Origin of the sequence: Azospirillum brasilense, assembly GCF_005222205.1 — a bacterium.
Lineage (GTDB): Bacteria > Pseudomonadota > Alphaproteobacteria > Azospirillales > Azospirillaceae > Azospirillum > Azospirillum brasilense_G.
This window is the reverse complement of the sequence record NZ_CP032346.1, coordinates 580448-593767: the sequence shown is the minus strand read 5'-3', so window position 1 is coordinate 593767 and position 13320 is coordinate 580448. Positions and strand designations below refer to the sequence as shown.

At 68.9% G+C, this 13320-nt stretch carries 10 protein-coding genes and 1 pseudogene; 2 read left to right on the top strand and 9 right to left on the bottom strand.

Going from position 1 to position 13320, the window contains the following annotated elements; translation table 11 throughout:
- Window positions 1-64: 64 nt before the first annotated feature.
- The 3 genes from hpnE to D3869_RS16770 are packed head-to-tail and all read right to left on the bottom strand — an operon-like array spanning window position 65 to window position 3237.
- Complete coding sequence (gene hpnE / locus D3869_RS16780) at window positions 65-1375, bottom strand: hydroxysqualene dehydroxylase HpnE (protein WP_175426512.1); 1311 nt, start codon at window positions 1373-1375, stop codon at window positions 65-67.
- 8 nt (window positions 1376-1383) lie between these two features.
- The gene (hpnD, locus tag D3869_RS16775; protein ID WP_137141102.1) at window positions 1384-2325 is read right to left on the bottom strand and encodes a presqualene diphosphate synthase HpnD; all 942 of its coding nucleotides are present in this window, start codon (window positions 2323-2325) and stop codon (window positions 1384-1386) included.
- Window positions 2326-2364: 39 nt separating this feature from the next.
- Window positions 2365-3237, bottom strand: coding sequence for a squalene/phytoene synthase family protein (locus tag D3869_RS16770; RefSeq protein WP_137141101.1), 873 nt, complete (start codon window positions 3235-3237; stop codon window positions 2365-2367).
- 120 nt (window positions 3238-3357) lie between these two features.
- Here D3869_RS16770 and D3869_RS16765 point away from each other — a divergent pair, with 120 nt between their 5' ends.
- Window positions 3358-4212 (top strand): phytoene/squalene synthase family protein, encoded by an 855-nt coding sequence (locus tag D3869_RS16765; RefSeq protein WP_137141100.1) that lies wholly within the window; start codon window positions 3358-3360, stop codon window positions 4210-4212.
- A 10-nt stretch (window positions 4213-4222) separates the two neighbouring features.
- Here D3869_RS16765 and D3869_RS16760 read toward each other — a convergent pair whose 3' ends face one another.
- The 5 genes from D3869_RS16760 to uvrA form a co-directional block, all read right to left on the bottom strand.
- Window positions 4223-6268 carry a methyl-accepting chemotaxis protein gene (locus D3869_RS16760; RefSeq protein WP_137141099.1) on the bottom strand — a complete coding sequence of 682 codons (2046 nt, stop codon included), beginning with the start codon at window positions 6266-6268 and terminating at the stop codon, window positions 4223-4225.
- 152 nt (window positions 6269-6420) lie between these two features.
- Window positions 6421-7785: a methylenetetrahydrofolate--tRNA-(uracil(54)-C(5))-methyltransferase (FADH(2)-oxidizing) TrmFO gene (gene trmFO, locus D3869_RS16755; RefSeq protein ID WP_137141098.1), complete on the bottom strand. Its 1365-nt coding sequence runs from the start codon at window positions 7783-7785 to the stop codon at window positions 6421-6423.
- Between the two features lie 142 nt (window positions 7786-7927).
- The gene (locus tag D3869_RS16750) at window positions 7928-8404 is read right to left on the bottom strand and encodes an SRPBCC family protein (protein WP_040134031.1); all 477 of its coding nucleotides are present in this window, start codon (window positions 8402-8404) and stop codon (window positions 7928-7930) included.
- A 184-nt stretch (window positions 8405-8588) separates the two neighbouring features.
- A complete protein-coding gene (locus tag D3869_RS16740; protein ID WP_137141096.1) occupies window positions 8589-8789 on the bottom strand; it encodes a hypothetical protein in 201 nt (66 codons plus the stop codon).
- Between the two features lie 115 nt (window positions 8790-8904).
- Window positions 8905-11757, bottom strand: a complete 2853-nt coding sequence (uvrA, locus tag D3869_RS16735; protein WP_137141095.1) for an excinuclease ABC subunit UvrA — start codon at window positions 11755-11757, stop codon at window positions 8905-8907.
- Between the two features lie 488 nt (window positions 11758-12245).
- On the opposite strand from uvrA, the gene D3869_RS16730 reads away from it, so the two are divergent.
- On the top strand, window positions 12246-12743 hold the full coding sequence (locus D3869_RS16730) for a single-stranded DNA-binding protein (RefSeq protein WP_137141094.1): 498 nt from the start codon (window positions 12246-12248) through the stop codon (window positions 12741-12743).
- Between the two features lie 289 nt (window positions 12744-13032).
- On the opposite strand, the pseudogene D3869_RS34760 reads toward D3869_RS16730, so the two are convergent.
- Window positions 13033-13320: pseudogene (locus D3869_RS34760) on the bottom strand (ATP-binding protein); the annotation flags it as partial.

Below are 13320 nucleotides of genomic sequence, written 5' to 3'. Positions count from 1 at the left end.
TTACCCTCTCTTCTTGGATTGTCCCATCTCGGCCCGCGCCTTGCGGCACGGCACCTCCGTCCGCTCAAATAGGCCCGCGGCGCGGCAAAGTGAAGGCTGGAAAAAGGCCGAGGCGCGAAAAGGTGGTAATCCTTGTGTCCAGAACAGCCCGCGCGGCGAACTCGCCGGAACGAACCGCACCTTCGAGTGTCGCCGGAAGCCCCATTTTCGTCCAATCGCCAGCCAGGACGAGGTTTTTCAAAGCGGTTCGGACGCCGGGGCGATTCGCCGCATGGACAGGGGACTGGTCCGGAGTCGCCCGGCGCTCCTTGACGATTCGGTGGGGCGGCAGGGTCATGTCGGGCGTGCCCAATGCCTTCGCCACGTCGTGCCACAGGACGGCGGCGACCGCTTCGACGGCCTGACCAGCGAGCGCGTCGGCGTCGCTGACCGTCACCGACAGCACATCGCCGCGCCGGAACAGCCAGTCCGCCGTGCCGCCCACCAGCCCGAGGAAGGGCAGGCCGCTCGGCAGCTCCAGCGCGGCGGGCAGGCGGAAGTGGGCGTTGACGATGGCCCGGCCGGCGGCGGGGACCGGCACGGTCTCGGGAATCAGGCGCCCGGCGATCCAGGCCGGCACCGCCAGGATCACCGCATCGTCCCCGCCAAGCGCGATGCGCTCCCCATCCACCGACAGGGCGTCCACGCGATCACCCGCGCGCTCCAGCCCGTCCACCCGCGCGCCGGTGCGCAGGTCGGCGCCGTGCCGGTTCAGCCACGCCACCGCCGGATCGACCAGGGCGGCGGACAGGCCCTTCTCCGCGAACAGGGGGCGGCAGGCGGCCTCGCCGCGCAGCAGCGTTTCCCGCAGCACGGCTCCGAACAGGCGGGCGGACACCCGCTCCGGCGCCCCGTTCATCACCGCCACCGCCAGCGGCCGCCACAGCCGCTCATAGAGCGGGCCGCCGGGGGGCAGGGCGTCGGCCACCGCCGCGGCAGGACCGGCGGTCAGGGTCCGCAGGGCGGCGAGGTAATCGGCGGGGCGGCTTCCCGGCACGCGGCGCGCCTTGTCGAACAACCACAGCCCGCCGGGCCGCAGGCACCAGCGTTCACCGCTGTTGAGGTCGAGGAAGGGAAAGGCGGCGGGGCGCAACTCGGTCAGGGCGCCGCCGGCGCCGACCCGCTCCAGATAGCCGAGCAGGGAGCGGTTGCCGCTGAGCGCCAAGTGGCTGCCGTTGTCCACCACGCGGTCCAGCGCGGCGTCGTAAAAGGAGCGGCAGCGTCCCCCGGCCTGCGGCGCGCTCTCATGCAGAATGACCCGCCGCCCGGCCTCGGTCAGGCGGACGGCGGCGGACAGGCCGGCGAGGCCGGCGCCGACGATGTGGACGGTGCCCAAGACGCCCGTCAGGCGGCGGGCGGATAGCCGAGCGCGCAGCGCACGGCCACCAGGGCGCATTCGCGCTTGCCGACCCGCACCCGCCGGTCGAGATCGCGCCAGCCCCGGGCGCGCAGCCGCACCAGCAGCCGGTGGTACAGCACCATCATGGCGACCGCCGCCCACAGCGAGCCGCGCCGTCCGGCGGCCTGCCCCTCGGCCAGAGCGCGGCGGGCCTCGGCGAAGCGTTCCTCGGCCAGCACGGCCAGCGCCTCGCAGGTTTGCGGCAGGTTGGGGTGGGCGAGCACCGTGGCGGGGTCGGAACTGCCGATGCCGGCCTCGTCGAGCAATTCGCGCGGCAGGTAGAGGCGCCCGATTTCGGCGTCCTCCGTCAGGTCGCGCAGGATGTTGGTCAACTGCAACGCCTCGCCCAGCGCCAGGGCGAAGGCTTCGGTGGAGGCGTCGGCACGGTCGAACACGCGGATCGCCAGCATGCCCACCGCGCCGGCAACGCGGCGGCAATAGAGCCGCAGGGTCGGCAGCGCCGGGCCGGTCATGCCCCCGCTGTCGCCCGGCCCCGGCCCATTGCCGTCGTCCGCCGGGATGTCCATCGCCATGCCGTCGATCAACGCTTCCAGCTCGCCGCGCGGCAGGCCGTAGCGTTCGATGGCGCCCTTCAGCGCCGCTCCCAGCGAGCTGGACGGCGCGCCGCCGGCGTAGAGGCCGCGGATCTCGGTCCTCCAGGCGTCGAGCGCCGCGCGCTTCTCCACGGGGTCTCCGGGCTCGTCCGCAATGTCGTCGATTCGCCGGCAGAAGGCGTAGATGGCGAACATCGCCGCCCGCTTGGAGCGGGGGAGAAGCAGCATCGGCCAGTAGAAAGTGCTGCCCGACCGTCCGGTCACCGCCGCCGCCGCGGCAGCCGGGCTGCCGGCGGTGTCGCTCTGCGTCGAGTCCAGCGATGGCTGCGGCATACGTCGGTCCTGTGTGGTGTCGGTCGAAGGAGGCGGAGTCTATTTGCTCCCGATGGCGCGCGCCAGCCCGCGTGCGGTCGCGAACAGCTTGTGATGCGCGCCGAGCACCACCCGCTTCTTCAGCGGGTCGCGGCTGCGCAGCCGCTGCGCCAGCGACTCGGCGAGGCTGAGGATCACCGACGCCTCCATCCGCAGCCCGCGGTGCTGGATCAGGCCGGGCAGGGGGGCGGCGCGCTCCAGCAGGCGGTCGGTGTGCTCCAGCGTGCGGTCGAAGATGGCGCGCAGCTTGGCGTCGCTCTCCGTCTCGACCAGCCGCTCGACGCTGATCGCCGAATCGTCGAACCAGACCAGCGGAATGTAGCAGCGCCCGAGCTGGCTCCAGTCCTCCCGGCAGTCCTGGAGGTGGTTCAGCACCTGCAGGGCGGTGCACAGCGCGTCGGATGCCGGGCCGGCGGCCACGCCCTCGCCGTGCAGGTCCAGCAGGTAGCGCCCGACCGGGTTGGCGGAGAAGCGGCAGTAGAGCAGCAGGTCGCTCCAGCTGTGGCAGCGCGCCCCGACCGCGTCGCGCCGGAAGGCGCGGAGCACCTGCCGGGGGTGGCGGTCGCTGACGCCGGTCGCCTGCAGGCTGGCGCGCAGGTCCAGCGCCGGCTTCAGATAGGCGTGCTTGGCCTGCCCGGTGGTCAGCGAGCGTTCCAGCGCCTCCAGATAGGCGAGCTTGGTCTCCGGCTCGAGATCGGGATCGTCGGCGATGTCGTCGCCCAGCCGGACGAACCGGTAGAAGGCCATGACATGCGGCCTGAGATGCTTCGGCAGCAGGCGCGAGGCGACCGGAAAATTCTCCGAGTCCGCGTCCTTGCGGGCGACCGGGCTGGGTTTGCGGGGCTTGGTGGGGGCGATGTTGAAATCGGCCATTGTTCCGCCTGCTGCGCGTCGGGGCTGGTGTGGAGAGCCTGTGTGCCTAATATAAGGCGCGAGCGGGCTTTGCCCCGCTTCCAAACTGTGCCACCCCCATTTTTCCAGAACAGGCATCACATGGCGAAGGCGACCCCCGACCTGTCCTATTGCGGACGGGAGGTGAGGAAATATGACAACGACCGTTTCCTGACATGCCTTTTCGCCCCGGCGGAGCGCCGCGAATCGCTGTTCGCCCTCTACGCCTTCAACCTGGAGATCGCCAAGACCCGCGAGGTCGTGACCGAGCCGGTTCTGGGCCAGATGCGGCTGCAATTCTGGCGCGACGGGCTGGACAAGGTCTATGAGGGCGCCGCCGTGCCCAAGCACGCGGTGATGGAGCCGCTGGCCGCCGCCGTGCGGGAGGGCGGGCTGAGCCGCGCCCTGTTCGACCGGCTGATCGACGCGCGGGAGGCCGACCTGGACGACACCCCGCCGGCCAACCTGTCCTGCCTCGTCAACTACGCCGAGGTCACCGGCGCGCCGCTCGTCCAGCTCGCGCTGGAGATCCTCGGCGCGAAGGGGCCCGAGGCGATGGAGGCCGGGCGTCAGGCCGGGATCGGCTACGCGCTGGCCGGCATCGTCCGGGCGGTGCCCTTCCACGCCCGCCAGCACCGCCAACTTCTCCCGGCCGACCGCATGGCGGCGCACGGCGCCAAGCAGGGAGACCTGTTCGAGCTGCGCTCCACCCCCGAGCTGCGCCCCGTGGCGCGCGAGGTGGCGGAGGCCGCCCGCGAGCATCTGGCGAAGGCCCGCGCGCTCCGCCGCTCGGTGCCGCGCGCCGCCCTGTCGGCCCTGCTGCCGGCGGTGCTGGCCGGGCTGCATCTGGACGCGCTGGCGCGGGAGGACAACGATCCCTTCGCCCCGCGCGTTCTGATGCCCCACCCGCTGCGCCACGCCAAGCTGGCCTGGGCGGCGCTGCGCGGCAGGTTCTGACCCCTCCGGGTCAGGCGGCGCGGATCATCGCCACGAACCGCTCCACCTCCTGGCGGAGCTGGTCGGCTTCACGCGACAGGTCGCCGGCGGCGTCGAGCGCCTGATCGGCCATCGAGCCGGTGGATCCCGCCGCCTGGGTGACGCCGCCGATGTTCGCCGACACGGCGGCGGTTCCCATCGACGCCTGCTGGACGTTGCGGCTGATCTCCTGGGTGGCGGCGCCCTGCTGCTCCGCGGCGGCGGCGATGGCGGTGATCGTCTCGTTGATGGCGATGATGCTCCGCCCCACCGTCCCGATGACGCTGACCACCGTGCCGCTGACCGTCTGCATGTCGGCGATCTGCCGGGAGATGTCCTCGGTCGCCTTGGCGGTCTGGTTGGCGAGATTCTTCACCTCGCTGGCGACGACGGCGAAGCCCTTGCCGGCCTCGCCCGCGCGGGCCGCCTCGATGGTCGCGTTGAGCGCCAACAGGTTGGTCTGGCCGGCGATGCCCTGGATGAGGTTCACCACGTCGCCGATCTTCTGCGCGGCGGCGGACAGTCCTTCCAGCGTGGCGTTGGTGCGCTCCACCTCGGCGACCGCCTCGGCGGCCATCTGGGAGGAGCGGCCGATCCGTTCGTTGATCTCGCGGATGGAGCAGCTCAGCTCCTCCGCGGCGGCGGCCACCGTCTGGACGTTCTGGCTGGCCTCCTCGGCGGCGGTGGACACGGCGGCGGCCTGACGGTCGGTCTGGGTGGCGATGGCCGACAGGTTCTGCGCGGTGCTGCGCATCGCGCCGGCCTGGTCCGACACGTTGCGCACGACGCCGCCCACCGACGCCTCGAAGCGGCTGGCGACGTCGGCGAGGTCGTGCCTGCGGCGCTCGGCGGCGCGCTCCTCCTCGCGGCGGCGCTCCTCCTCAAGCTCCGCCATCCGGGTTGCGTTGTCCTGGAAGAGCTTCAGGGCCTTGTTGATGGCGCCGATTTCGTCGGTGCGGCCGGTGTCGCCGATGACCACGCCGCGCTCCCCGGCGACCACGGCGTCCAGCGTCGCGATGGTGCGACGCAGCGGCAGGCCGACGATGCTGCGGCTGGCGAACAGAAGCGCTGACACCAGGGCGGCCAGCAGGACCAGCCCGCCGATTATGGTGGCGTTGCGCAGGTCCCGGACCGGGGCGTTGATCTTGTCGAGCGGCAGGTTGACCAGCAGCGACCAGGGCGTGTCCGTTCCCGCGACCGTCACCGGCAGGAACAGCTGCTTTACGGGTTGCCCATCGGCGACCGACCTCTGCTCGAAGCTCCGGCCCGCGCGGATGGCCGGTTTGGCGGCGTCGAGCGCCGGGTCCGAGGAGCCGATCGGTTGCCCCATCCGCTCGGTATCGGGATGACCGGCCCAGACGCCGTCGTTGGAAATCAGGTGGATGGACCCGCTGTCGAAGGGCTTCACCGTCTTCAGCATGGACCAGATGCCGTCGGTGGACAGATCGACGCCGGCCACTCCGATGACCCGGCCGTTTTCGACGATCGGGACGGACATGGACACCATCAGCACCTTCCGGCCGGAGACCATGTAGCTGTAGGGCTCCACCACCATGGCCTTCCCGGTGCGCTTGGGGATCTGATAATAGGCGCCGTCGGAGCCCGGATCGTCATAGCCGACGAGGGATTCCAGCGCGACCGTCCCCGACCCGCGGTTCCAATAAGGGAGGAACCGGCCGGAGGCGTCGGAGCCCGGCTTGTTGGCGAACTCCGCGTCGCGGCCGTCCAGGGCGTTCGGCTCCATCCCCACCCACACGCCGAGGAAATCGGGGTTGGCCTCGGCGATGCTCTTGAGCCAGGTGGAGAGCTGCTCCCGGTCGCCCCGCCCCGCGGCCTTCAGGCCGACCAGGGAGGTCGCGATGAAGCGAGCGGCTTCCATCGCGTTGCCCAACCGGGCGTGGACCATCTCGCCGTAGCGGTGGCCAAGCTGCTCCCCGCTCTGGAACGCCAGGGTTTCGATGTCCGACCCGCTCTTGGTGGTCAGGGCCGCAATTCCCACCGCCAGGGAAAAGATCGTCACCGTCACGATGACGATCACCTGTTTGGCAACCAATGATTTTGTTTGAATCATAACCATCCCGCCGGAAGACTTTCCCGCTCATTCGAAAGAAAGTGTCCCATGGGATTGGTTAAGCGTCACTTATGACCTTTATTATAGTTCCGTGATAATTTTCCCGGAATTGCCGGGCTTCAGACCGCGACAGCGGGTGCGGCCTTTAGCCACCCCTCCAGATCCTCCAGCGCGCGGCGGGTGTAGGCCAGCTTGCGGTCGCGTCCGCGGATGCGTTCGTCCACCGGCGGGAACAGGCCGAAATTGACGTTCATCGGCTGGTAGGTGTCGGCGTTGGCGCCGCCGGTGATGTGGCCGAGGATCGCCCCCAGCGCGGTGGTGACCGGCGGGGCGGAGGGCTCGCCGCCCAGCCGCTCGGCGGCGGCGAAGCGCCCGGCCAGCAGGCCCACGGCTGCGCTTTCCACATAGCCCTCGCAGCCCGTCACCTGCCCGGCGAAGCGGATGCGCGGCTGCGCCTTCAGCCGCAGCGCGCCGTCCAGCAGGCGCGGGCTGTTCAGGAAGGTGTTGCGGTGCAGGCCGCCAAGCCGCGCGAACTCCGCCTTCTCCAGGCCCGGAATCATGCGGAAGATCCGCGCCTGCTCGGCGTGGCGCAGCTTGGTCTGGAAGCCGACGAGGTTGTAGAGCGTGCCCAGCGCGTTGTCCTGGCGGAGCTGGACCACCGCGTAGGGACGGCGCTCCGGCTTGTGCGGGTTGGTCAGGCCGACCGGCTTCATCGGGCCGTAGCGCAGCGTGTCGACCCCGCGCTCCGCCATCACCTCGATGGGCAGGCAGCCTTCGAAGTAGGGCGTGCTCTTCTCCCACTCCTTGAAGTCCACCTTCTCGGCGGTCAGCAGGGCGTCGATGAAGGCGCGGTACTCGTCCTTCTCGAAGGCGCAGTTGATGTAGTCCTTGCCGGTGCCGCCGGGGCCGGGCTTGTCGTAGCGCGACTGGAACCACGCCTTGGACAGGTCCACGCTCTCCAGATAGACGATGGGGGCGATGGCGTCGAAGAAGGCCAGCGACTCCTCGCCGGTGAAGGAGCGGATCGCCTCGGCCAGCGGCGGAGAGGTGAGGGGGCCGGTGGCGATGACGACGCTGTCCCACTCCTCCGGCGGCAGGCCGGCGACCTCGCCGCGCTCCACGGTGATGAGCGGGTGTCCGGTGATCGCCTCCGTCACCGCGCCAGCGAAGCCGTCGCGGTCCATGGCCAGAGCGCCGCCCGCCGGCACCTTGTGCGCGTCGGCGCAGCGCAGGATCAGCGATCCGCAGCGCCGCATCTCCTCATGCAGCAGCCCGACCGCGTTGTACTCCGCGTCGTCGGAGCGGAAAGAGTTGGAGCAGACCAGCTCGGCGAACTGGTCGGTGCTGTGCGCCTCGGTCGGGCGGACGGGCCGCATCTCGTGCAGCACGACGGGAACGCCGCGCTGGGCGAGCTGCCAGGCGGCTTCGGACCCGGCGAGACCGCCGCCGATGACGTGAACGGGGGAAAGGGACGTGTCGACCATATCAGCAACTTCCACAAAGTTGCCGAACAAGTAGACCGTCATTGTCGCCACGGCAAGGCCAACCCGGGCCAAGGCGCGGAATCGCGGCCAGGATCGTCCGCCGGTTCCGGCGATCCTGGTCGCTCCGCCGAACAGCGGTGACTTACTGGGCGGCGAGCTTCTGCTTCAGCCCATCGAAGCCCGAGGTGAAGATGCCGGAGATCACCTTGCGCGATTCCTCGTCGCTGGCGCCGTTGGAGGTGTAGCGCGCCTTCCACACGACGCGCGTGCCTTTGCCCGCCGGTTCGGCCGACAGGGAGGCCGCGTAGTCCTTGACGGGCAGCGGGCTGGTCAGGATCGAATAACGGATGCGGTGGCTGCTGGCGGAGGAGGAGAGCAGCCGCTCCTCGATCGCGCCGCCGCCCTTGAGGGCCAGCACGCGCTCCTGCGCGCCGTCCTTCCGGCGCAGGGTGCAGCTTTCCACCGCCGGGTGCCAGGTGCCGAGGTTGCAGAAGGGGCCGATCTGTTGCCAGACCTTTTCCACCGGGTAGGGCAGGGTCGTCGATTCCGTGACCTCGACGGCCAGGGCCGGGCTTGCCAGAGCGGCCAGCGTGGCCGCGACCGCGAACAGTGTGCGCATGGGGTTCCCTCCGTTGTTCGGCTGATCCGCGCGCGTCGTTGGGCGCGCGGCGGAATCCTAGCCGAGCGGGGAGGCCTTGAAACTTGTACGTTGGTAGGACGAACGAGGAAAAGATCGGCAAGACAACGGCCGGTCCCGCCTGTGCGGAACCGGCCGTTTCATTTGGGAGCGAAACGAAGAGTCCTTATTCGCTCTTGGTCGTCGTCGTGCGCTCGGTGGTGGTCGAGCCGCCGGTCGGCGGGGTGGTCAGGCTGGAATTGCCGTAGCCGGGCGAGGTGGTCGTGGTGGTGGTCGTGGTGCTGGTGGACTCGTCGGTCCCGCAGGCGCTGACCAGCAGGGCCGCGCCGAAGGCCAGCGCCACACCGGACATCATGGTCCTGGACATGCTCCGTCTCCATCCTGTTTGGCGAACGATGAAGAGGAAACGCCCCCGCGGCGGCTTTGTTTCCGGGACAAAAATCGGTCAAAAGAAAAGGGCCGGGGATGACCCCGGCCCTTCTTTACGCCCTCTTCCGGCTTTTCGGCTTCGCCTTCAGGTAGGGGGCCAGATACTGGCCGGTGTAACTCCGCTTGACCTTCACCACGTCTTCCGGGGTGCCCTCGGCGACGATCTCGCCGCCGCCGGTCCCGCCTTCGGGGCCGAGGTCGATGATCCAGTCGGCGGTCTTGATGACCTCCAGATTGTGCTCGATCACCAGCACCGTGTTGCCCTGGTCGACCAGCGCGTGGAGCACCTCCATCAGCTTCTCGACGTCGGCGAAATGCAGACCGGTGGTCGGTTCGTCGAGGATGTAGAGGGTGCGGCCGGTGGCGCGGCGGCTCAGTTCCTTGGACAGCTTCACCCGCTGCGCCTCGCCGCCCGACAGGGTCGTGGCGGGCTGGCCGATGTGGATGTAGCCGAGGCCCACCCGCTCCAAAGTCTCCAGCTTGTCGCGGATGCCGGGCACCGCCTTGAAGAACTCCTTGCCCTCCTCGACGGTCATGTCGAGCACGTCGGCGATGGTCTTGTCGCGGTAGGTGACCTCCAGCGTCTCGCGGTTGTAGCGCTTGCCGTGGCAGACGTCGCAGGTGACGTAGACGTCCGGGAGGAAGTGCATCTCGATCTTGATGACGCCGTCGCCCTGGCACGCCTCGCAGCGCCCGCCCTTCACGTTGAAGGAGAAGCGGCCGGGGCCGTAGCCGCGAGCCTTGGCCTCCGGCAGGCCGGCGAACCAGTCGCGGATCGGGGTGAAGGCGCCGGTGTAGGTCGCCGGGTTGGAGCGCGGGGTGCGGCCGATCGGCGACTGGTCGATGTCGATGACCTTGTCGAGATTCTCCAGCCCCAGCAGCTCGTCATGCTCCGCCGGATGCTCGCGGGCGCCCATCAGCTTGCGCGCCACCGCCTTGTAGAGCGTTTCGATGATCAGGGTGGACTTGCCGCCGCTCGACACGCCGGTCACACAGGTGAAGGTGCCCATCGGGATGCGCGCCGAGACGTTCTGAAGGTTGTTGGCGCGCGCGCCCTTCACCTCCAGGAACTGGCCCTTGTGGCCGGGGCGGCGCTGGTCCGGCACCGGCACGAAGCGGGTGCCGTTGAGGAACTGGGCGGTGACGCTGTCCGGATTGGCCTGGACCTCCGCCGGGGTGCCCTGGGCGATCACGGTGCCGCCGTGCTGGCCGGCGCCGGGGCCCATGTCCACCAGATAGTCGGCGGTGCGGATGGCGTCCTCGTCATGCTCGACCACGATCACGGTGTTGCCGAGGTCGCGCAGCCGCTTCAGAGTCGCCAGCAGCCGGTCGTTGTCGCGCTGGTGCAGGCCGATCGACGGCTCGTCGAGCACGTAGAGCACACCGGTCAGGCCCGACCCGATCTGCGAGGCGAGGCGGATGCGCTGGCTCTCGCCGCCGGACAGCGATCCCGAGCCGCGGCTGAGCGTCAGATATTCCAGCCCGACCGCGTTGAGGAAGCCCAGCCGCTCGTTGATCTCCTTGAGGATGCGGTAGGCGATCTCCTTGTCCTTCGGGCGCAGATGGTCGTTCAGCGTGCTGAACCACGTCGCCGCGTCGGCGATGGACATCTCCGCCGCCTGGGAGATGTGCTGGCCGTGCACCTTGACCGCCAGCGCTTCCGGCTTCAAGCGGGCGCCCTTGCAGGTCTCGCAGGGCTGGGAGGACTGGTACTTGGACAGCTCCTCCCGCATGTAGGCGCTTTCCGTCTCGCGGTAGCGGCGCTCCAGGTTGTTGACGATGCCCTCGAAGGCCTTGTTCGTCTGGTAGCTGCGCAGCCCGTCGTCGTAGGTCATCGTGATCGGCGCGCCGTCGGAACCGTAGAGGATGGTCTGGCGGACCTTCTCCGGCAGCGTCTCCCAGGGCGTGTCCATGGCGACGCCGAAATGCTTGGCGATGCTCTCCAGCGTCTGCACGTAATACTGCGAGGAGGAGCCGGCCCAGGGGGCGATGGCGCCCTTCTTCAGCGACAGCCGCTCGTCCGGGACGACCAGCATGGGGTCGAAGTAGATCTTGCTGCCCAGCCCGTCGCAGGCCGGGCAGGCGCCGAACGGGTTGTTGAAGGAGAACAGCCGCGGCTCGATCTCCGGGATCGTGAAGCCGGACACCGGGCAGGCGAATTTCTGCGAGAAGACGGTCTGCTCGTGCGTCTCGGCGTTCTCGACGAAGACGATGCCGTCGGCGAGGCCGAGCGCCGTCTCCAGCGAATCGGCCAGGCGGTTGCCAAGCCCCTCGCGGACGACGATGCGGTCGACCACCACGTCGATGTCGTGCTTCAGCTTCTTGTTGAGCGCCGGGACCTCGTCGATCTCGTGCATCGTGCCGTCGACGCGCACGCGCTGGAAGCCGCGCTTGCGGAGGTCCTGGATCTCCTTCTTGTACTCGCCCTTGCGGCCACGGATGAGCGGCGCCAGCAGCAGCAGGCGCGTGCCCTCTGGCATCGCCAGGATGCGGTCGACCATCTGGCTGACCGTCTGGCTTTCGATGGGCAGGCCGGTGGCCGGGGAGTAGGGGATGCCGACCCGCGCCCACAGCAGGCGCATGTAATCGTAGATCTCCGTCACCGTGCCGACGGTGGAGCGCGGATTCTTCGAGGTCGTCTTCTGCTCGATCGAGATGGCCGGCGACAGCCCCTCGATCGAGTCGACGTCCGGCTTCTGCATCAGTTCCAGGAACTGGCGCGCGTAGGCCGACAGGCTCTCGACGTAACGCCGCTGGCCTTCCGCGTAGATCGTGTCGAACGCCAGCGATGACTTGCCCGATCCCGACAAGCCGGTGATGACGATCAGCTCGTCCCGAGGCAGATCGACATCGACGTTCTTGAGGTTGTGCTCCCGCGCGCCGCGGACACTGATGTGCTTGTTCATGGAGTGTTCTTAGCCGAAACCGGAGGGGAAGGGAAGGCGCCAAAAAAAGCTCCGAAAGCCCGGACAGATATGTGCCACGCGCAGGCGTATTGCCACCGGCGCGCGTCCCTTTCCGGCCGCGTGGGACGCAGGGGCGGGATGCGGGAACGCCGGGGAGGGAGCGGAGAGGCGCCGGGGAGACGATGTTGGGGAGCCACCAAGGAATCGGTTGGCGGCACGGACTCTCTCTGCTATGTTTGTTCATGGAGTGTTCTCTTTCGTGCGGGCCGGGCGGGTTGATCCGGACGGAAGGGGCAAGACGCTCCGGCGGCGGCGGTTGACCCGTGCCCATCCCCCGTGCTTTGTGAAGCAAGGCGGGGCGGGCATGGACCGGACCACGGATCAAACCGGCCCTGCGAACAGACACCCCCGGTATCCGGACGCCCTTCCGCCGGGCGCCCGAACGGGTCGGATGGGATACCGGGAACCCGCGCTAGGAGACACGTGCGATGAATGTATGGACGTTTACGGGGCGCCTCGGCGCGGATGGCGAGCTTCGCTCCACGCAGAGCGGCGAAAAGGTTCTGGGCTTCCGCGTCGCCAACGACGTCGGATTCGGCGACCGCAAGACCACCCAGTGGGTGGACTGCTCCGTCTGGGGCCGCCGTGCGGAGGCTCTGGCGCCGCACCTGACCAAGGGCAAGGCCGTGGTGATCTCCGGCGAGGTTACGCTTCGCGAGTTCGAAAAGCGCGACGGCACCCGCGGCGCCGGCCTTTCGGTGCGTGTCAACGAGATCGACTTCACCGGCGGCCGTGAGGGCGAAGGCGGCGGCGGCGGTGGTTACGGCGGTGGCGGTGGTGGCGGCTACGAGTCGCGTGGCGGCGGTGGTGGCGGTGGCTACGGCGGCGGCAGCGGCGGTGGTGGCTACGGTGGCGGCGGCGGTGGTCGCAGCGGCGGCGGTGCTCCGCCCAAGCACGACGACCTGGACGACGAAATTCCGTTCTAGGACGCACCGCGGATTGATGTGTAAAGTTTCGATCTTGAAGTGACCAGTATTGCTCGCTTTCGAGGTTGCATGCGTTTGTCAGCTTAGGCTTCATCCTGCTGGCGACATCGCTACCGAGAAGGCGTGTAAGGAATGGCACGGTTTCAGGTCCGCATGATCGTGATGGAGGGGGGCGCATCCCCCTCCTGATCGACGCTGACGGTGTGCTTCTTTTCTGGTGAGGACTTGACTTCGAGGAAGTTCCTGGTGGGGAGGCGTTGTGGATCCACTTGGCTGACATCGGGTGAGGTCAGGCGCGGTTTTTAAACCGCCGGCTTTCGTTGCCGGTCTCGAGGATTTCGCAGTGGTGGGGGAGCCAGTCGAGCAAGGTGGTGGTCATCTTGGCGTCGCCGAAGACCACCTCAGCGGCGGCGAACTTGCGCCGGACGCGTTCCAGACCAGCCGGCAAGACCCAGTCTTTGAACGGTGCCCCATTGCGCATGGTGCCTGGTTTGGGTGCGAGGACCGGGACACACTGCCGGGGGGGGAACACCGTTCTGTCGCGCCCGAAGCACCGGGTGTGTTCTCCGTCGATCCT